The organism is Enterococcus quebecensis (assembly GCF_001730365.1).
GTDB lineage: Bacteria > Bacillota > Bacilli > Lactobacillales > Enterococcaceae > Enterococcus_L > Enterococcus_L quebecensis.
Map to the genome: position 1 here is coordinate 51,372 of NZ_MIKB01000017.1, position 19,114 is coordinate 70,485.

A 19,114-nucleotide genomic window follows, 5' to 3' on the forward strand; every position below is an offset into this window, starting at 1 on the left:
TCACCTCACTGTAATAAGTATAAAAGAAGAATATGAATTTATTATGAACAAGATATAAAAAAGCTTGAGTAATTTACTCAAGCTTTTGTGATTATTCTATGCTATTTTCCATTTTTTAAATAGTCTTGGTAAGATTCAGTACGGTATTTATCAACAGTAGAGGTATTATTATTTTTACTATAAACACTAGTTGAGTCTTTACCTTTTTCTTTTTCGATTTTCTCTAATTGTTGTAATTGGTCTTTGTAATTATAGTCATCTGGATTTACTGGAGTCAATCCACTGTTTGTATAGAAACGTAACAAGTCACCATTTGTTGTTTGATCAGAGATTTTAAGCTGTAGAGCTGCTTTTTCTTTTAGCGCATGTGCTTCTTGTTTCTCTTGCTCTGTGGGTTCTTCTATTAAACGACCGGTTGCTGTGTCATAGATACTAGAACCCAGCATTGTGTATTTTGGTGAAACAAAGTTACCATTTCTAAAGGCAACTATTTGAGAATTTTCTTTAGAGAATAAGTCTTGTCCCATTTGAATATAGTTTTTAGTATCAATACCCATTAAATGTAATAGAGTAGGTAAAGCATCGATTTGTCCACCGTAAGTATGGTTAATCCCACCGTTTGTTTGGCCAGGAATATGAATCATATATGGAACACGTTGCATTGTTGAATTATCAAAGTCATTCCATGTTGATTTTGTTTTTCCAAGTAATTCAGCCAAGTTTTGATTTCTTGAAGTTGAAACACCATAGTGATCGCCATAAAGAACGATAATCGAATTTTCATACAAACCAGAAGCTTTTAAGTAGTTAAAGAACTCTTCAACTGATTTATCAAGATAGTTTGCTGTAGCAAAATATCCATTGATTGTTTCATCCGATGTTTGAGCAATCGGAAATCCAGCTTCATTATTTGTAAATTGAGAATATGGATAGTGATTTGAGACTGCAATAAATTTAGAATAAAATGGTTGCTGTAAATGTTCTAAATACTGTGTGGATTGCTGGAAGAAAGGTTTGTCATGCAATCCGTATTGGAACGAGTTATCTTCATTAACGTTATAGTAGTTTGCATCAAAGAAGTAATTATAACCTAAGTGTTTGTATGTTTCATTACGGTTCCAGAAGTTACCCGCGTTTCCATGAAATACAGCACTAGTGTAACCTGCTTCTTGGCCCAAAATTGCCGGTGCAGCTTCAAAAGTATTCTTCCCGCCAACTTGAGTGAAGAGAGAGCCTTGATCTAAACCGAATAAAGAATTTTCGAACATTGTCTCAGCATCACTAGTTTTTCCTTGTCCCACTTGATGGAAAAAGTTGTCAAAACTGTAGGTGCTGTTACTGTGATATAAGCTATTGATAAACGGTGTAACTACATGTTCCGTTCCATTTTCATCTTTTAATTTGTAGTCGATCAAAAATTGTTGGAAGCTTTCTAAGTGGATGTAAATTACATTTTTACCTTTTGCCATACCAAATGTATCAGAATTTGGTGCTGCATAATGTCCTTTTACGTAATCAGCTACAGTATCCATGTCATTCTCACTAGCTTCTGCTCGAACTTGGTTTGTCTGGTACGTAGTAACTCCATCATAGACAGTAAAAGCGTTAAGTCCTAAAAATTTAACGATATAGTCTCTAGAAAATTGACGACCAAGTAATTGAGGACGTGCAGTTTCAGCCAGAGTAAGGTTTGCTGCAAAGAATAGAGCAGATAATAAGCTGATGGAGACAGCTACTCTAGCTCGTACTGGACGTTCATCCATTTTGATTTTTTTAGTGATTAATAAGATGCCAATAATAATGAAGTCTAGCCAATAAATCACATCATACGGTCTAAATAATCGCAAAGCACTCTCACCAAGGCCGCTAGCAACTTTACCAGCTCCTAGCATCGTATTTACAGTAATAAAGTCAGTAAATTCTCTATAGTAAACAACGTTGGAGAATAACAATAAACTCATTAAGAAATAAATGATCATCATAGTTATATAAGAACCTTTTTTTCGTCTTACATATAATGCAATTGCTAGTAAGAAAAATGTTGAAGCAATTGGGTTAATGAAGAGAATAAAATATTCTAAGGCATTCTCAATTCTTAAATGAAAATCTATTGTATAAGCAAAAATGTTTTTTAGCCAAATTAATATAGCGACAAAACCGAATAGTCCTAGCCGTGTATTTAAAAAGTTAGGCATTTTTATTTTTTTAATAATAGTCAAAGTAAACGTATCCCTTCCGATATCAAGTCTAAAGAAAGCCAATGAAACATTTTCATAAGCTTTTCATATACTCTTCTAATTTTACTCTCTCTACAATTCCATGTCAATTTAAATCAAGTTTCAGAACGGAAAAGTTAATAAAATTTTACTTTTCTTAAGATTCAGAAGGTAAATCTCAGAATTAAAGCTAACGACAGGAGAGCTGTTTTTTGATATACTAACGAAGGATGAATCGAAAGTAACGTTAATATAGACAGAAACTAGGTAAAGGACGTCGCAAAAAAATGAATATAAAAGTAGCAAAAAAATCAGAAAAAAAATTTAAAGAAAGGTATCCTCTTATTCAAAAGGAGGATCTAATTGATGTTCCCAGTTCATTTTCAGATGAGTGGGTGGACTTTGTAGATAGTAAGGGGCAATATATTGCTACTGGTTATCTTGGTAAACAAAATAAAGGAATCGGGTGGTTGGTGAGCTGGCAAGGGTCTGTAGATACAGCTTTTTTAGAAAGTTTATTCCTAGAAGCTAAAAATCATCGTACTATATTTGAACAAGATGAATCAACTTCTGCTTATCGTTTGTTCAATGGAGAAGGTGACGGTTTAGGTGGTTTGACCATTGATCGTTACGATAATTTTGCTGTATTTTCTTGGTACAACGAAACTTTATATCAGAAAAAAATTAAGATAGTCCAAGCTTTTAGAAAAATTTTTCCAGAAATAGAGGGAGCTTATGAAAAAATTCGATTTTCAAGTAAATCATTACCTGAATCTCAAAAATTATTTGGCTCTGATGCACCTGAACCACTTTTGATTTGTGAAAATGGGGTGAATTATGCCTCGTATTTAAACGATGGTCTTATGACTGGTATTTTTCTGGATCAAAAAGAAGTAAGAGGGCGTTTAGTTGAAGGGATTGCTGCTGGAAAAACGGTGTTGAACATGTTCAGTTATACAGGTGCATTCTCCGTTGCAAGTGCGATGGGTGGCGCGATTACAACAACAAGCGTTGACTTAGCCAAACGTAGTTTACCTAAAACAAAAGAACAATTTGAAGTAAATCATATCGCAGTTGAAGATCAGAAAATAGTAGTTATGGATGTTTTTGATTACTTTAAATATGCAATTCGTAAAGACTTAATGTATGATGTAATCGTTCTTGATCCTCCTAGTTTTGCCCGAAATAAAAAGAAAGTTTTTTCTGTTGCTAAAAATTATGGAGAACTAGTATTAGACTCAATTGATATATTACAAGATAAAGGATTGTTAATTTGTTCAACGAATGCTGCCAATATTACCTTGGAAAAATACAAAAAGATGATCATCAAAGCTTTAGACGAAAAGCGGGTTCATTATAAATTCAAGGAAACCTATCAATTACCAAGTGACTTCAAGATAAATAAGCACTTTGAAGAAGGAAACTATTTAAAGGTTTTCTTTATTGAAATAGATAAAAAAAGCCCAATGCATTAATTAATGCATTGGGTTTTTTTAGGATTTAGTAATTACTATTCAACTACAATAACAGAAATCAGGCCACCATAAATTACCAATTTAGAGTAATTTTGGACATTAGGCAAAGCACCCCAGTTAGGAACGATTGAATTTCTTGTGTAAAGTGAAACTTGTCTACCCACCGTTGGGGTATTATTTACTGTAACGCGAGTATCAAATACTGGTTGTCTACCATTGACTTTATTAATTTTGTAAGACAACAATTGTCCGTCAAATGGCATTGTTGGTGCAACAATTGTACCTTCCATAGTAAACGTCATTCCGTTAATCGTATAGACTAATTTAATAGAACGCAAATTTGCTTGAGCATCAAAGCTAGAGAACGATCCACTATAAGATGTTCCTTCAAGTAAGTTATCAGAGTGTAAAAAACTACTCATACGATTGTTCTCACCTACAGCCTTAGTATTAGCTGAAAGATGGACACCTCTCGAAAAATCCACCGCTGCTTCTGCTTCTTGTTGACCGGAAAAAATTGTGATCATTGAAATGATCATTACAAATAACATACCAAATTTGTTCATTTTCTTCAAAATAAAACACTCCTTTTATTGTATTTAGAAAACTAAATATAATATATATTTTATATTTAGTCAACATAGGTTTTTCTGGTGTTTTATCTCGTTATATATAAAAGATATCTATTTAAGGTCGTTTTTTATTTATAAAACATATTCTGAGCGAAAGGAACAATAAAATTTTTAAAACGTAATGCGGCAGGGGATAGAAAATGGTCTTTTTTTGTTGCTAAGTAGATATAGCGTGGGAAAAAATTGTCATCCAAAGTAATGGTTTTTACTGTGTATGAAGAAATAGAAGGAATCTTTGGCATAAGAGCAATTCCATATCCATGAGCGACAAAACCAAGCATTGTATGATCTTCTTCTACCTCACAAACAATAGTGGGATTAATTGAAGCTGCAACTAACATTTTGTCGATATGTGGGCGTAATCCGCTACGTTTGTTAAAGTAAACAAAGGGATAATCGCTAGTTTCTTTTAGGGAAATAGAATCATTTTTCGCCAAAGGATGATCTAGCGGTACGACCAAAACAATTTCTTGTTCTGTTAAAATTTCATAATTTAATTGTGGATTTTCATTTAGTTTAGATGTGATGGCAAGATCAACATCTTCCTTCAACAATAAATCAGTCATATCAGATGAATTTCCTTGAAACAAATTGAAACGAATCTGTTCGTTGCCAGAAGAGGTGGAAAACTCTTTCATTAGCATAGGTGCTAGGAAAGAACCAGCTGTATAAATAAAACCGAAATCAATTAGTCCTTTTTCAGGGCTTACTAATTCTTTTAACGCTCGTTCTCCTTTAGCTAATTCTTCTAATGCAGTAGAGACGTAAGTATAGAAAAATTTTCCATATTTAGTCAGTTGGATATTTCTTCCTTTCTTTTCGAATAGTTGGGCATCTAGTTCTTTTTCTAATTCAGACATAGAGTGACTTAAATTTGGTTGAGTAGTGTTTAGCAATTTTGCAGCATGAGTCATATGTTGGGTATCTGCTAACATTCTAAAAAATTCAAGTTGACGTAAATTCATGTGAAATAGCTCCTTACTGATTATTTATTGACTATAGTTTAACAATAATAGAAGTAGGATGCATCAATAAAATAAATTCATATATAAATTATATTTATCGAAAGTATCAAAAATATTCATTGGAAGTTATTGATCGTTTGAATTAAAATGAAATCACAACGATTGTGAAATCATTAACAATTAAAAACGGGAGGTAATTATGAATAAATATCAAGCAATATTTGAACCTTTAACAGTCAAACGAATGACTTTAAAAAATCGAGTGATCATGCCGCCAATGGGAACGAATTTTGCAAACATGGACGGCACCTTCAGCATGCAACATGTTTCATATTATGAACAACGTGCCAAAGGTGGAACTGGTCTGATCACATTAGAAAATGTTTGTATTGATTATCCAATGGGGACAAATGGTGCCCGTCAATTAAGGATGGACAATGATCAATATATTTCAGGATTATGGCATTTTAACGAAAAAATGCACGCATATGGCGCTTGTACATCTGTTCAAATCAACCATGCAGGTGCATCAGCTTACGGTTTACGTTTAGATGGAGAACAACCAGTTTCGGCATCAAATATTCCTTCTAAAAAAGGCAATCCAATTCCTCGTCCATTAACGGAAGAAGAAATTTACGGAATTGTTGATCGATATGCAGATGGTGCTTTAAGAGCGCAGCGGGCTGGATTTGATTGTGTAGAAATTCACGCAGGGCATTCTTATCTATTGAGCCAATTTTTATCTCCGTTATACAATAAAAGAACAGATAAATTTGGAGGAAGCGCTGAAAACCGTGCTCGTTTGACTAAATTGGTTGTTGAAGCTGTTAGAAAAGCTGTGGGACCATTTTTCCCAATTTCTTTACGTTTTAGTGCGGATGAATTATTAGAAGGTGGTAATACCTTAGAAGATACGATTGAAATTTTGAGTTATTTTGCTGATGAGGTGGATATTTTAAATGTTTCAGCAGCACTAAATGATAGTCTGCAATACCAAATAGATAAAATGAATTTGCCAGATGGTTGGCGTGCATATATGTCAAAAGCAGTCAAAGAGCGTTTTCCAGATAAAATAACAGTTACTTCTGGAAATATTCGCAGCCCTAAACGAGCAGCAGAAATTCTCCAAGCTGGTGATGCTGATTTATTAGCAATGGGTCGAGGATTAATTGCAGAACCGAATTGGGTCAATAAAGTAGCCAATGGGCAAGAGGATCTTTTGAGAAAATGTATCTCTTGCAATATCGGTTGTGCGGATCATCGAATTGCTAAAGCACGTCCAATGCGCTGTACAGTAAATCCTGATTTGCATTATGAGGACGACTATAAGATGAAACCTGTGTTGCATCCTACTAAAATGATCGTAATTGGAGGAGGAACAACAGGACTTGAAGCTGCAGCGACAGCTGCTGAAGTTGGTGTAAATGTAGATCTCTTTGAACAAAAAGATTATTTGGGTGGTTTAGGACATGAAATTGCCCGTTTTCCAGATAAAAAAAGAATTGATGACTTTATCACCTACGAAATCAACCGCTGTAAAGAATTAGATAACCTGTCCATTCATTTGAATCACAGTGCCACACTAGCAGATATTGAAGAGATTGGCCCAGACATCATAGTCAATGCAACGGGAGCGAAACCTTTGTTACCACCAATCAACGGGTTAAAGGAACAACTAGACAACCCAAAGAGAAAAATATTCTCTATTTTTGATATCTTAGATGATATGACAAAATTCCAAGAATTCGAAGGAAAAGAAGTTGTTGTGATTGGCGGCGGTGCTGTTGGTTTAGATGTTGTTGAATACTATGCGGAACGTGGTGCAAAAAAAGTAAGCATTGTCGAAATGCAAGGTGAAATTGGCAAAGACTTAGATCTAATCACTAAATTAGCAATGATGGAAATCGTAGAAAAATTTGGTGTAGAAGTTCATGTTGAAACTAGATTGACAGAAGTTCGAGAAAATAGCTTTTTAGTTGAAAAAGATGGAGAAAGTCTTGAACTACCCTTTGATTTAGGTTTTGTTTGTCTAGGGATGCGTGCAGAAGCACCGATGATTCGTGAATTAGACAACTATGCAAGAAGTAATGGTGCTGTCCTTTTAAATATGGGCGATAGTAAAGTTGCTAGAAGAATTATGGAGGGGACAAGAGAAGCGCGGGATATTCTGAAAACAATCGAAGTTTTGGAAAATACTCGAACACAGAAAGTGTTGTTTGAACAAACGAAAAATTTACAAAAATCACCACAAACTATATAAAGCGAGGGAATTTGAAATGACAGAAAGAATTGATGGACACACATTATTGATCAGTTTGATTGCAACACCGATTCGTCACAGTTTATCACCAACGATGCACAATGAAGCATTTGCTAAGTTAGGTTTAGATTATGCTTATATGGCATTTGAAGTAGGCAATGAAGAATTAAAAGATGCGGTTCAAGGTATCCGAGCTTTAGGGATTCGTGGTTCGAATGTTTCTATGCCTAATAAACAAGCGATTATTCCTTATTTAGATGAGTTATCACCAGCTGCAAAGTTAGTTGGAGCCGTGAATACAGTGACAAATAAAGATGGAAAAGGGCATTTAGTTGGACATATCACTGACGGTACTGGAGCTATGCGTGCTTTAAAAGAAGAGGGGGTAGAAGTAAAAGATCAAATTGTAACGATGACTGGTGCAGGAGGTGCGGGAACAGCTATCGCAATACAAGCAGCGTTGGATGGTGTTAAGGAATTACGAATATTTAATATTAATGATCAGCATTATAAAACTGCAGAGGAAACTGTGAAAAAAATCAACGAAAATACAAAGTGCATCGCAACTCTTACAGATTTATCAGAGCAAGCAGCATTCAAAAAATCAATCAGTGAAAGTAGTATTTATATTGACGGCACTGGTGTTGGAATGAAACCATTACAAGAGGAAAGTTTAATTAATGATCCAGAAGTTATTCATTCAGATTTGGTTGTTTTCGATGTTGTTTATATTCCAAAAGAAACAAAGTTATTAAAATTTGCCCGCGCAAATGGAGCGAAAAAAACAATCAATGGACTAGGCATGATGCTTTATCAAGGAGCTGAAGCTTTTAAACACTTTACGGGTGAAGAGATGCCAGTTAGTTATATTCAAGAATTATTATTTAAGGACTAACAGTTAGGAGAAGATGATGAAAAATAAATACACACCGACCGCCATTGGTCTATATATCAATTACATTGTACACGGTATGGGCGTTATCATTATTTCGCAAAACCAAAATTCGTTGATGGCACAATGGGACACAGATTTGATGGGGATTGCTAAAGTAATTTCAATGTTAGGGATTGGACGTTTGATTGCTATCATGATTTCAGGAAGACTGTCTGATAAATTTGGACGTAAGCCGTTCATTTATTTAGGGATGGTAACCTATGCAGCTTATTTCTTTGGTATACTTTATAGCCCTAGTGTTGAGTTAGCGATGTTTTTTGCAGTAATTGCAGGAATTTCTAATTCATTTCTTGATTCAGGAACCTATCCAGCGCTGATGGAATCATTTCCTAAAACAGCGGGAACAGCGACTGTTTTATTAAAAGCATTTATTCAAGGGGGGCAATTTGCGTTACCTCTGATTATTAAATTCTTAGTTTCTAATCAGTTATGGTTTGGTTGGTCGTTTATGATTGCAGCGATTTTACTTGGCATAAATGCCATTTACTTGTGGAAACAACCTTTCCCAGATGCAGATGCAAAACAAGCAGAAAAGGTAGAGGAAGTGGCGGAAGAAGCGCCAACTGTTTTATTTAAGTCAAAACCTAAAATGGCCATTGAGGGTGTAGCTTTTGTTATGTATGGTTTTATCGCACAAGCAACATTCTATTTAATCAGCCAATTTATCGGAACATATGGTGAAAAAGTAGCTGGTATGTCTCAAACAGATGCTGGTGTTTTGGTGTCTTATTATTCAATTGGCTCATTATTATGTGTCGCATTTACAGCAATTATGGCATCTAGAGTTCGTTCAGTGTATCTAGTAGTAATTTATACCTTAGTTTCTTTTGTTACAATCGCCATTATGTGGTTATTCCCAACACCACTTGTTTGCATGATTGGAGCGGCGTTGGTCGGTTTCTTTGCAGCAGGTGGCGTGTTACAATTGGGATTAACTGTTATGGGTGAAATGTTCCCAGCTGGAAAAGGAACGATCACTGGTATTTATTATACTTTTGGGAGCATCGCCTCATTCGTTATTCCAGTAGCAGCAGCTCAAATTGCAAAAACAAATGTACGTGGTATTATGTTATTTGATACGATCATTGCAGGGATTGGTTTTGTGTTAGCAGTTATTATTTTTATTCGCTATCGTCAAACAATCGATACGTCAAAATAAAGTAAGGAAGATTAAAAAAATGAATACAATTACAGTTAAAGGTGTGACCCTGGGAAGTGGGAGTCCTAAAATTATTGTCCCTCTTGTAGGGAAAAATGAAGTAGAATTAGTCGCAGAAGCAAAACATTTGTTGACAATTGATTGTGATCTTGTTGAATGGCGTGTAGATTTTTTTAATCAAGTTCAGGATTTTCAAGAAGTTGCTGAAATGTCAAAAAAAATCGCTGAAATCTTATCTGACAAGCCATTACTTTTTACGTTTCGCACTAAACAAGAAGGTGGAGAAATACCGTTTTCAGATGAACAGTACTTTTGTTTATATGAAACAGTTATCAAAAGTGGAGTCATTGATTTATTAGACGTTGAATTGTTCATGGATGGAAAACTTGTTCAACGGACAATCAACTTAGCTCATGAAAAAGGGATCAAAATAGTTATGTGTAATCATGATTTTGACAAAACGCCTGATAAAGCAGAAATTGTTTCTAGATTATGCAGCATGCAAGAAAAAAATGCAGATATCTGCAAAATTGCTGTTATGCCACAATCTTCAGATGATGTGTTGACCCTTTTAGAAGCAACTAATGAAATGAAATCAATACATGCAAACAGGCCAATCGTTACAATGTCAATGGGACAATTGGGAATGGTTAGCCGAATGTGTGGAGAAGTTTTTGGTTCAGCGATGACCTTTGGCGCAGCCAAAAAGGCTTCAGCACCAGGACAAGTGCCAGTAGAAGAATTACGAGAAATTCTTAAAACGTTAGCGTTATAAATAAATAGGACTAGTTAGAAAGGAGAAAACTCGTTTTTAACTAGCCTATTTTCTTGCATCCATTGATTTCTTTGTTAAACTTAAATGCGAGGTGAGTGAAATTGAGTAAGAAAAAGAAAATACAAAAAACAAATGCCATGCGTATAGTCGAACAACAAAAAATTCCTTATACAGAGTATGAGTTTGAATGGAGTGAAGACCATTTGAGTGCAGATAGTGTAGCGGGAAAGTTAGGAATCGAAGATGGGAAAATTTTTAAGACATTAGTAACTATTGGTAACAAAACTGGACCTGTTGTTGCTGTTATTCCTGGGAATAAGGAGTTAGATTTAAAAAAATTAGCTAGTGCAAGCGGCAATAAAAAAGTTGAAATGCTTCATTTGAAGGATCTAGAAGAAACAACAGGCTATATTAGAGGTGGGTGTTCACCGATTGGAATGAAAAAATTATTCCCAACATACCTTGCGGAAGAGGCAAATGATTATGATACCATCATAATCTCAGCTGGTAAACGAGGGATGCAGATCGAATTACCGTCTGCATCAATTTTGCAAGTAACAAATGGTAAAATGGTGAGTTTGACAATGTAAGACTCCAAAACACCCTAGGAACAGTTATTACTGATATTTTCTTAATGCTTGTCTTGCTAAAGAATCGGCACCTTTATTTTGACTCTCAGGAAGCCATTTTACTAATAACAATGGGAAGTGGCTTTCTAGTTGTTGAAAGGTGTGCAAGTAGGGCTGGAATAAAGGATTTTTGGCATGTCTTTTTTCAATCGTTTGAACAACGATTTTACTATCAGAATGAATTAGAACCGACTGCGCATTTAAGTTTTTTTCAATCACTAATTGAAGAGCGTTAATAAAAACTTTAAATTCTGCCTCGTGATTAGAACATTCACCAAGTGGTACATGCAATTGTTCGTGAAGAGAATCCCCCACAATAACGATACCACCGCCACTTGGGCCAGGATTTCCTTTTGTTGCAGCATCGACATATATTCGTAACATAAATATCTCCTTATTGTCTTTTCGTTCAAAGTTGAAGTATGTTATTATTATAACATACTGAATTTTTATTAAGGGGTCGCTACATGAAGAAAAGAGTCTATCATTGGCAACCAGAATTATCAACAGCGATAATTTATTGGTCTTGTACATTTGGCATTTTATTTTTAAGTTTGATTTTAACATTGGAACACACTCGTCCTTATATGACTAGTAATATTGTGTTAGGCATTTTCTTTTTATTTGCTGTATTAGGATTTAATCGTTATTTTATCATTGAAAATGAATCTTTAATTGTGCACACATTATTGCCAGTTAGACGAAAAAAAATAACGTTAGCCACAATCGAATTGATCCGAATCGGATCTAATTGTATTGAATTAACATCGACAGAGTTAAGAGGCGACACACAATTATTTATTATGACCAAAAAAAACAAAATGGCATTTATAGAATCGATTAAAAAGCAGAAATTGTTTACAGGAAAAATTGTAGATGATCCAGAGCTGAAAATCGGCAGACATTATTAAAAAAGAGGGCGGACAAAAGTGTCTAGCTTAGAGAAATAAGAGAAAGTTGCTTTTTCTCACTGTTTATTTATATTTAGAGCGTAAAACAAAACTTATTTTTAGTTTTGTTTTACGCTCTTTTTTCTATATTTTTTTCACATGAGCGGCTTGTAAACCGCGTGTACCTTCCATTACTTGAAACTCTACTGCTTGATTTTCTTCCAATGACTTAAAGCCATCTTCTTCGATTGCTGTGAAATGAACAAAGATTTCCTCATCTTCATTGTAAGCAATAAAACCATAGCCTTTTCTATTATCGAACCATTTGACAAAACCTTTTTCCATTCAAATCACGCTCCTTTATTTTATGAAGTCTAGCATCATTATAAAGTGTAAAAAGGTACCCGTCAAACTTTTGGAAAAAAGTGTTTTTTATGATGGAAAAGCATATTAATAAAGGTTATAATAAGCAATAACTTAACAAAGTGTGAAAAAAAATAAAAAGAGTTCGGGAAAAGAGGTTTTTCATGAAGACAGATATTGAAATTTCGCAAGAGGTGGACTTATTACCTATTAAAAAAGTGGCAGAGTCAATCGAGTTAACGGAAGATGATCTAGAATTATTTGGAAAATACAAAGCCAAAATTGATTTTTCAACGATTCAGAATTTGGCAGGAAAAGAAGAAGGAAATTTAATTTTAGTCACCTCTATCAATCCAACACCAGCTGGCGAAGGAAAATCAACAGTCACAATTGGATTAGGGGACGCATTGAATCATATTGGCAAAAAGACAGTCATAGCTTTACGGGAACCTTCATTAGGCCCTGTGATGGGAATTAAAGGTGGTGCTACTGGAGGAGGTTATGCGCAAGTTTTGCCGATGGAAGACATTAATCTGCATTTTACTGGAGATATGCATGCTATTACGACTGCGAATAATGCTCTTTCAGCTTTACTTGATAATCATATTCAACAGGGAAATGAATTGAACATTGATGCTAGACGGGTAATATGGAAGCGTGTAGTGGACTTGAATGATCGTGAATTGCGTCAAGTAATCGTCGGATTGGGTGGTCCAATTCAAGGGGTACCTCGTGAGGACGGTTTCGATATCACCGTTGCTAGTGAAATCATGGCAATATTATGTTTAGCTTCTGATTTAGAGGATTTAAAGTTTCGTTTAGGAAACATCGTTATTGGCTATACATTTGATCGTGAGCCTGTGACAGTGAGTGATCTAGGTGTCCAAGGAGCACTGACTTTATTATTGAAAGAAGCAATCAAACCCAACTTGGTTCAGACAATATATGGAACTGCTGCATTAGTTCATGGCGGTCCATTTGCAAATATTGCTCATGGTTGTAATAGTATTTTAGCTACAAAGACAGCTTTGAAGCTTGGGGACTATGTTGTGACGGAAGCTGGATTTGGTGCTGATCTAGGAGCAGAAAAATTTTTAGATATCAAAGTTCCCAATTTGAAGAAAGCACCTGATGCGGTAGTGATCGTAGCAACGATTCGGGCACTCAAAATGCATGGTGGCGTAGAAAAGACAGCGCTAAAGGAAGAGAACATTCCTGCGCTGGTCAAAGGATTTGATAATTTAGAAAAGCACGTTGAAAATATGAAAAGTTATGGTTTACCTGTAGTTGTTGCCATCAATGAATTTGTGGACGATACTGAAAATGAAATTTTAGCTTTACTCGATTTATGTAAAACAATTGATGTTCCAGTTGAATTGACGAGTGTTTGGGAAAAAGGAGCTGAAGGAGGTATTGCTTTAGCTAAACGAGTTATCCAAGTGATTGAAGAGCAATCATCAGAATTCCAAACTATTTATCAAATGGGGATGAATCTTGAAGATAAAATCAATGCCATAGTAACTAAAATATATGGTGGCAGCAATGTCACTTTTTCAAAGAAAGCCAAAAATCAACTAGCTACTTTTGAAAAATATGGTTGGGATCGTTTGCCTGTTTGTATGGCTAAAACGCAATATTCCTTATCGGATGATCCGCAAAAATTAGGATGTCCAAAAGGGTTTACGATTACGATTCGAGAGCTAGTACCTAAAATTGGTGCAGGATTTATAGTCGCTTTAACTGGCGATGTTATGACTATGCCAGGTTTGCCTAAAAAACCAGCTGCATTGAATATGGATGTAGACAAAGATGGTCATGCGATTGGTTTATTTTAATAAAAGGTATGTATCTAAAAAAACAAGAGTTTAGTTTTGAGACTCTTGTTTTTTTGTCATTTAATGCAGTTTATTTTCGTTTAAATCAACTTCTTTCTTTCAGTCTGAGGTTTTTTGTTATATACTTTATATTAAAGCTCGAGGAGGAATCAACATGAATATTCGTTGTACTAGAAATACCGGATTTTATGGGATGGGCAGTCCGATCGAGATCAAAAAAGATGGTAAAAAATTGTTTTGTTTAAATCAAAATGAAACGAAACAAATTGAGTTAAATGACAAACATTGTACATTACAAGCCAATTTTTTTCTTTTGAAGAGTACACCGCTGACCGTGAATGATAACGGCCAGACGATTGATTTAGTGGTAATGATGAATCCTATGCTGATGTTGATTTATGTTATACTTTTTGTTGGAATGTTTCTAATTCCACTCCTGCATTTGAATATCTTAGGGATTTTGATATTGCTAGTGCTCTATTTTGTTTTTTTATTTTCTATGTTAAATAAAGCTTATATCATCAAGGAGAAGATGTAATGGGGGAAAGAGCTGAAGAATTTTTGAGTAGTTTTAACCGAATTGAAAAATGGTTTCGTGAACAATTAAATAATCCAACAAATATGGGATTTAGCGAAATGGTTCGTCGGTTGGCTAGAAAAAACGAAAGTCAGGTCTTGATGTTTCAAGATGATTTACTACAAATGGCTCAATTAAGAAATGCAATCGTGCATGAACGAATTTCAGCGGATTTTGTGATAGCAGAACCAAACGAGTGGGCAGTCAAACGCATTGAGGAAATTGAAGAATCTTTAATTCGACCTGAAAAAGTTTTGCCTCGTTTTTCAAAGAAAGTAACTGGATTTGATGTAAATATTTCAATTAAAGAAATTCTAGCAATCGTTGCTCGTAAACAATACTCTCAATTTCCAATTTACGAGCATGGTATCTTTAGAGGTCTGATTACTGTTCGTGGTTTAGGCATTTGGTTAGCTGTTGAAAGTTCTAAAGGAGACATTCATCTAGAAGGAAGAACAGCTTCGGAGCTTTTAGTCAGTAACTACAAAGAGAGTAACTATCAATTTGTTAGTAAAGAGACGACTGTTTATCAAGTAGAAAGAATGTTTGTGACCCAAATAAAACTAGAGGCCATATTGATAACCAAGGATGGTAACCCCAATGGCAGTTTACTGGGCATTATTCGACCAAGAGATCTATACAATAATTTAGAGAAGGAATGAAAGCCATTGTTAGCAGTTTATCTTATTATCAGTGCCGTATTGGTTGGTTTAGATCAGTGGGTAAAATATTTAACGGTAACTAATATCCAATTAGGAGAAACCAAAGAATTTATCCCCGGATTTTTATCATTTACCTATATTCGTAATACTGGGGCTGCGTGGAGCCTTCTAGAAGGCAAAATGTGGTTCTTTTATATTATTACGGTAATCGTGGTAGCTGTAGTTTTATATATCTTAGTTAAAAATATTAATGGAAGCAAATGGCTTACCGTTGGTTTGAGTTTAGTTTTAGCAGGAGCGATCGGAAATTTTATTGATCGTTTACGTCTAGGTTTTGTTGTTGATATGTTCCAAACAGAATTTATTAACTTTCCTATATTCAATGTTGCTGACTCAGTACTAGTTATAGGTGTAGCATGTATATTTATTTATTTGCTTTTGGAAGAAAAAGCAGCGAAGGATGGGAAAAATGGAACAAATTAATGTAATAATAAAACAAGAAAAAGGACGGATTGACAAAGTTTTAAGCGACTTGTTAAAAGATCATTCGCGTTCGCAAATTCAGCAATGGTTAAAAGACCAGAATGTAACTGTTAATGGTGAAGTGACTCGTTCTAACTATAAAGTAAAAGAAAATGACGAAATTAGCATTAATGTTCCAGAACCAGAGGAACTTGATGTTCAAGCGGAAAACATTCCTATTGAAATTGTTTATGAAGACGACGACGTACTTGTTATTAACAAACCACAAGGTATGGTCGTTCATCCATCAGCAGGACACCAAGATGGTACATTAGTCAATGCATTGTTGTATCATATAAAAGACTTATCCTCAATTAATGGGATTATTCGTCCAGGGATTGTTCACCGTATCGATAAAGATACTTCGGGTTTATTGATGGTAGCTAAAAATGATAAAGCTCATATTGCATTAGCAGAACAATTGAAAGATAAAACATCACTTAGAAAATACATTGCCTTAGTTCATGGAGAAATATCTCATGACAAAGGTGAAATCAATGCACCGATTGGGCGTTCAAAAAATGATCGGAAAATGCAAGCCGTAATCGAAGGTGGAAAACCTGCAGTGACTCATTTTGAAGTCTTGGAAAGATTTGATGATTTCACTTTAGTGCAATTACAACTAGAAACAGGACGTACACATCAAATTCGGGTACACATGAAGTATATTGGCTTTCCAGTAGCAGGTGATCCATTGTATGGACCAAGAAAAACCTTAAAAGGGAAGGGTCAATTTCTACATGCTGAAATGCTAGGTTTCAAACACCCCACAACTGGTCAAATGATGGTATTTGAAGCACCTTTACCTGACCTTTTTGAAAAAACTTTAGACCAATTAAGAAATAATGATTGATTTATTTCAGAAGAAAAGGTACACTGATTTGAGAAAGAAAATTAAATAAAGTAATCCTTTAAGAGTAGTCCCGTGAGGCTAAGAAGGAAACATGCAGAATAATATCTAGGTGCGCTTAGAGAAAATCTGTGTGAAACGAATAGTATCTTTGTATAGATAAATTCAATCCTCCTATCCGAACACGGGTAGGAGGATTTTTGCTTTGATATACAGCGAAAGAGTTAGCTGATGTTGAAAAGTACAAGGTGAACGAAGTGGGAGAAGTTATCTTACTAGCGGGAACACCAAAAGAGCAAGCGTACCGTCTTATACGCTGAAACAGGAAGCTCACAAGGCAATCAAAAAATAAAATCACATTTTTAGGAGGAAAAAAATGCAAGGCAAAGAAGTCGTTGACGCAGTGACAATGAAACGAGCACTAACAAGAATCACCTATGAAATTATTGAAAGAAACAAAGGAATCCAAGACATTGTATTAGTAGGAATTAAAACCCGTGGAATCTATATCGCACGACGGATTGCAGAGCGTTTAAATCAATTAGAACATATTGAAGTACCAGTAGGTGAGTTAGATATCACATTATATCGAGATGATATGGATGGTCAATCTATGAAAAAAAGATCCCTAGAAGAACCGGAACTTCATTCATCGGATATTCCAGTTTCTATAGAAGGAAAAGAAGTTATTTTGATTGATGATGTACTGTTTACAGGACGAACGATTCGAGCTGCAATGGATGCAGTGATGGATCTTGGTCGACCTAGAAAAATTTCATTAGCTGTTTTAGTAGATAGAGGACATCGTGAACTTCCAATTAGAGCTGACTATGTTGGCAAAAATATTCCAACATCGATGGCAGAGGAAATCATTGTAGAAGTAGAAGAAAAAGATGGTGCTGATCGCATCTTGATTGCTAGTACAGAAGAATAGACAAATAAATATAGTAGAGATAGGATAGGTTGAGATGGCAGAAAAAAAGTTTCGTAATGATGAGGCAGTACTGGATATAAATGATAAACCAAAGGCAGTACCTTGGATCGGATTAAGCTTACAGCATTTATTCACGATGTTTGGCGCAACGGTTATCGTTCCAATATTAGTAGGGATTGATCCGGGAATCGCTTTGGTCAGTTCTGGATTAGGCACGATAGTTTACCTATTTATCACAAAAGGGAAAATTCCAGCATATTTAGGAAGCAGCTTCGCTTTTATTGCAGCTATGCAGATGTTGATGAAAAGTGATGGCTATCCTGCTATCGCTCAAGGGGCAATCACAACGGGTTTGGTTTACCTGATTGTTTCCCTCATTGTTAGTAAAATTGGTTCAGCGTGGCTAGACAAACTTTTACCGCCGATCGTTGTAGGACCGGTAGTAATGGTCATCGGTCTAGGTCTTGCAGCAAATGCTTCAAATAATGCCATGTTTAATAACGGCGAGTATGATTTTAAATTTATCGCTGTTGCATTAATCACTTTAGGCCTAACGATTTTTTATAATATGTTTTTCAAAGGGTTTCTAGGTTTGATTCCTATCTTGTTAGGAATTGTCAGTGGCTACTTGGTGGCGTTGTTATTCGGAATTGTTGATACGGAGCCGATCAAACAAGCGGCATGGTTTACAGTACCAAATTTTGAAATTCCCTTTGTTCAATATCAACCGAAACTATATCTAAACGCAATTACAACAATGGCGCCGATTGCGTTTGTCACAATGACAGAACACATTGGACACTTAATGGTTTTGAATAAATTAACAAAACGAAATTTCTTTAAAGATCCTGGACTATCAAAAACATTGATGGGGGATGGAGCCGCTCAAATCGTCGCGGGACTTGTGGGCGGACCTCCTGTCACGAGCTATGGAGAAAATATCGGAGTGTTAGCAATTACAAGAGTGCACAGTGTCTTTGTTATTGGAGGAGCGGCAGTTTTCGCTGTGGGTCTTGGCTTTGTCGGAAAACTAAGCGCAGTAATCTTAAGCGTTCCTGGACCAGTAATTTCTGGTATCAGCTTTGTTTTATTCGGAGTAATCGCAGCGAGTGGATTGAAAATATTGATTGATAATCAAATCAACTTTGATAAGAAAAAGAATTTACTGATTGCCTCTGTGATCTTAGTTATTGGTATCGGCGGATTAGTCTTTAAGCTAGATACATTTGAATTGTCATCTATGGCATTAGCCACAGTTTTAGGAATTATTCTGAATTTAATTTTACCTGAAACGGCACGTAGTGAAGAAGAATCTGTCTAGATTTAAGAGTTAGCTTTTATGTTCTCTAGCTTCGCAAGCAAGCCTAAGACACTTTTTACTTTGAAACAAAGTGAAGTGAACGGATGTTGAAAAC

19 protein-coding genes are annotated in these 19,114 nt (G+C 35.3%); 14 read left to right on the forward strand and 5 right to left on the reverse strand.

Annotation, left to right across the window (positions count from 1 at the left end; all coding sequences use genetic code 11):
• Positions 1–101: 101 nt before the first annotated feature.
• A complete protein-coding gene (locus BCR23_RS12830) occupies positions 102–2,210 on the reverse strand; it encodes an LTA synthase family protein (protein WP_069635987.1) in 2,109 nt (702 codons plus the stop codon).
• A gap of 293 nt (positions 2,211–2,503) precedes the next feature.
• Between BCR23_RS12830 and BCR23_RS12835 the strand changes: the two genes are divergently transcribed.
• A complete protein-coding gene (locus BCR23_RS12835) occupies positions 2,504–3,691 on the forward strand; it encodes a class I SAM-dependent rRNA methyltransferase (RefSeq protein ID WP_069635892.1) in 1,188 nt (395 codons plus the stop codon).
• A 35-nt stretch (positions 3,692–3,726) separates the two neighbouring features.
• Here BCR23_RS12835 and BCR23_RS12840 read toward each other — a convergent pair whose 3' ends face one another.
• Together BCR23_RS12840 and BCR23_RS12845 are read right to left on the reverse strand one after the other, a co-directional pair.
• Positions 3,727–4,266 (reverse strand): hypothetical protein, encoded by a 540-nt coding sequence (locus BCR23_RS12840; RefSeq protein WP_069635893.1) that lies wholly within the window; start codon positions 4,264–4,266, stop codon positions 3,727–3,729.
• A gap of 125 nt (positions 4,267–4,391) precedes the next feature.
• Positions 4,392–5,288, reverse strand: a complete 897-nt coding sequence (locus BCR23_RS12845; RefSeq protein ID WP_069635894.1) for a LysR family transcriptional regulator — start codon at positions 5,286–5,288, stop codon at positions 4,392–4,394.
• A gap of 199 nt (positions 5,289–5,487) precedes the next feature.
• Between BCR23_RS12845 and BCR23_RS12850 the strand changes: the two genes are divergently transcribed.
• The 5 genes from BCR23_RS12850 to ybaK all read left to right on the forward strand — a co-directional run bounded on the left by BCR23_RS12850 (position 5,488) and on the right by ybaK (position 11,027).
• Complete coding sequence (locus BCR23_RS12850) at positions 5,488–7,548, forward strand: oxidoreductase (protein ID WP_069635895.1); 2,061 nt, start codon at positions 5,488–5,490, stop codon at positions 7,546–7,548.
• 16 nt (positions 7,549–7,564) lie between these two features.
• A complete protein-coding gene (locus BCR23_RS12855; RefSeq protein ID WP_069635988.1) occupies positions 7,565–8,443 on the forward strand; it encodes a shikimate dehydrogenase in 879 nt (292 codons plus the stop codon).
• 16 nt (positions 8,444–8,459) lie between these two features.
• Positions 8,460–9,662 (forward strand): MFS transporter, encoded by a 1,203-nt coding sequence (locus tag BCR23_RS12860; protein ID WP_069635896.1) that lies wholly within the window; start codon positions 8,460–8,462, stop codon positions 9,660–9,662.
• Positions 9,663–9,681: 19 nt separating this feature from the next.
• Positions 9,682–10,437 carry a type I 3-dehydroquinate dehydratase gene (gene aroD, locus BCR23_RS12865; RefSeq protein ID WP_069635897.1) on the forward strand — a complete coding sequence of 252 codons (756 nt, stop codon included), beginning with the start codon at positions 9,682–9,684 and terminating at the stop codon, positions 10,435–10,437.
• 137 nt (positions 10,438–10,574) lie between these two features.
• Positions 10,575–11,027: a Cys-tRNA(Pro) deacylase gene (gene ybaK / locus BCR23_RS12870; RefSeq protein ID WP_069635989.1), complete on the forward strand. Its 453-nt coding sequence runs from the start codon at positions 10,575–10,577 to the stop codon at positions 11,025–11,027.
• Positions 11,028–11,054: 27 nt separating this feature from the next.
• Here the strand turns inward: ybaK and BCR23_RS12875 are convergent, their stop codons facing one another.
• On the reverse strand, positions 11,055–11,450 hold the full coding sequence (locus BCR23_RS12875) for a ribonuclease HI family protein (protein ID WP_069635898.1): 396 nt from the start codon (positions 11,448–11,450) through the stop codon (positions 11,055–11,057).
• Between the two features lie 83 nt (positions 11,451–11,533).
• Here BCR23_RS12875 and BCR23_RS12880 point away from each other — a divergent pair, with 83 nt between their 5' ends.
• A complete protein-coding gene (locus BCR23_RS12880) occupies positions 11,534–11,977 on the forward strand; it encodes an EbsA family protein (RefSeq protein ID WP_069635899.1) in 444 nt (147 codons plus the stop codon).
• A gap of 123 nt (positions 11,978–12,100) precedes the next feature.
• On the opposite strand, the gene BCR23_RS12885 is transcribed toward BCR23_RS12880, so the two are convergent.
• Positions 12,101–12,301, reverse strand: coding sequence for a cold-shock protein (locus tag BCR23_RS12885; protein WP_069635900.1), 201 nt, complete (start codon positions 12,299–12,301; stop codon positions 12,101–12,103).
• 182 nt (positions 12,302–12,483) lie between these two features.
• On the opposite strand from BCR23_RS12885, the gene BCR23_RS12890 reads away from it, so the two are divergent.
• The 7 genes from BCR23_RS12890 to BCR23_RS12920 all read left to right on the forward strand — a co-directional run bounded on the left by BCR23_RS12890 (position 12,484) and on the right by BCR23_RS12920 (position 19,020).
• Positions 12,484–14,154 (forward strand): formate--tetrahydrofolate ligase, encoded by a 1,671-nt coding sequence (locus tag BCR23_RS12890; protein WP_069635901.1) that lies wholly within the window; start codon positions 12,484–12,486, stop codon positions 14,152–14,154.
• 154 nt (positions 14,155–14,308) lie between these two features.
• Positions 14,309–14,692, forward strand: a complete 384-nt coding sequence (locus BCR23_RS12895) for a hypothetical protein (protein ID WP_069635902.1) — start codon at positions 14,309–14,311, stop codon at positions 14,690–14,692.
• Entirely contained in the window at positions 14,692–15,393 is a 702-nt protein-coding gene (locus BCR23_RS12900) for a CBS domain-containing protein (protein ID WP_069635903.1), read from the forward strand. Before BCR23_RS12895 ends, BCR23_RS12900 begins: the two co-directional genes overlap by 1 nt.
• A 6-nt stretch (positions 15,394–15,399) precedes the next feature.
• A complete protein-coding gene (gene lspA / locus BCR23_RS12905) occupies positions 15,400–15,876 on the forward strand; it encodes a signal peptidase II (RefSeq protein WP_069635904.1) in 477 nt (158 codons plus the stop codon).
• A complete protein-coding gene (locus tag BCR23_RS12910) occupies positions 15,863–16,768 on the forward strand; it encodes an RluA family pseudouridine synthase (protein ID WP_069635905.1) in 906 nt (301 codons plus the stop codon). Before lspA ends, BCR23_RS12910 begins: the two co-directional genes overlap by 14 nt.
• A 373-nt stretch (positions 16,769–17,141) precedes the next feature.
• Positions 17,142–17,699 (forward strand): bifunctional pyr operon transcriptional regulator/uracil phosphoribosyltransferase PyrR, encoded by a 558-nt coding sequence (gene pyrR / locus BCR23_RS12915; protein ID WP_069635906.1) that lies wholly within the window; start codon positions 17,142–17,144, stop codon positions 17,697–17,699.
• Positions 17,700–17,733: 34 nt separating this feature from the next.
• The gene (locus BCR23_RS12920) at positions 17,734–19,020 is read left to right on the forward strand and encodes a solute carrier family 23 protein (protein ID WP_069635907.1); all 1,287 of its coding nucleotides are present in this window, start codon (positions 17,734–17,736) and stop codon (positions 19,018–19,020) included.
• Positions 19,021–19,114: the final 94 nt, after the last annotated feature.

Coding starts and splice junctions, on each gene's coding strand:
- BCR23_RS12920 (WP_069635907.1), top strand. CDS start 17,734: ATGGCAGAAAAAAAGTTTCGTAATGATGAGGCAGTACTGGATATAAAT.
- pyrR (WP_069635906.1), top strand. CDS start 17,142: ATGCAAGGCAAAGAAGTCGTTGACGCAGTGACAATGAAACGAGCACTA.
- BCR23_RS12835 (WP_069635892.1), top strand. CDS start 2,504: ATGAATATAAAAGTAGCAAAAAAATCAGAAAAAAAATTTAAAGAAAGG.
- aroD (WP_069635897.1), top strand. CDS start 9,682: ATGAATACAATTACAGTTAAAGGTGTGACCCTGGGAAGTGGGAGTCCT.
- BCR23_RS12890 (WP_069635901.1), top strand. CDS start 12,484: ATGAAGACAGATATTGAAATTTCGCAAGAGGTGGACTTATTACCTATT.
- BCR23_RS12885 (WP_069635900.1), bottom strand. CDS start 12,301: ATGGAAAAAGGTTTTGTCAAATGGTTCGATAATAGAAAAGGCTATGGT.
- BCR23_RS12880 (WP_069635899.1), top strand. CDS start 11,534: ATGAAGAAAAGAGTCTATCATTGGCAACCAGAATTATCAACAGCGATA.
- BCR23_RS12855 (WP_069635988.1), top strand. CDS start 7,565: ATGACAGAAAGAATTGATGGACACACATTATTGATCAGTTTGATTGCA.
- BCR23_RS12910 (WP_069635905.1), top strand. CDS start 15,863: ATGGAACAAATTAATGTAATAATAAAACAAGAAAAAGGACGGATTGAC.
- BCR23_RS12895 (WP_069635902.1), top strand. CDS start 14,309: ATGAATATTCGTTGTACTAGAAATACCGGATTTTATGGGATGGGCAGT.
- BCR23_RS12900 (WP_069635903.1), top strand. CDS start 14,692: ATGGGGGAAAGAGCTGAAGAATTTTTGAGTAGTTTTAACCGAATTGAA.
- BCR23_RS12875 (WP_069635898.1), bottom strand. CDS start 11,450: ATGTTACGAATATATGTCGATGCTGCAACAAAAGGAAATCCTGGCCCA.
- BCR23_RS12860 (WP_069635896.1), top strand. CDS start 8,460: ATGAAAAATAAATACACACCGACCGCCATTGGTCTATATATCAATTAC.
- BCR23_RS12845 (WP_069635894.1), bottom strand. CDS start 5,288: ATGAATTTACGTCAACTTGAATTTTTTAGAATGTTAGCAGATACCCAA.
- ybaK (WP_069635989.1), top strand. CDS start 10,575: ATGCGTATAGTCGAACAACAAAAAATTCCTTATACAGAGTATGAGTTT.
- BCR23_RS12850 (WP_069635895.1), top strand. CDS start 5,488: ATGAATAAATATCAAGCAATATTTGAACCTTTAACAGTCAAACGAATG.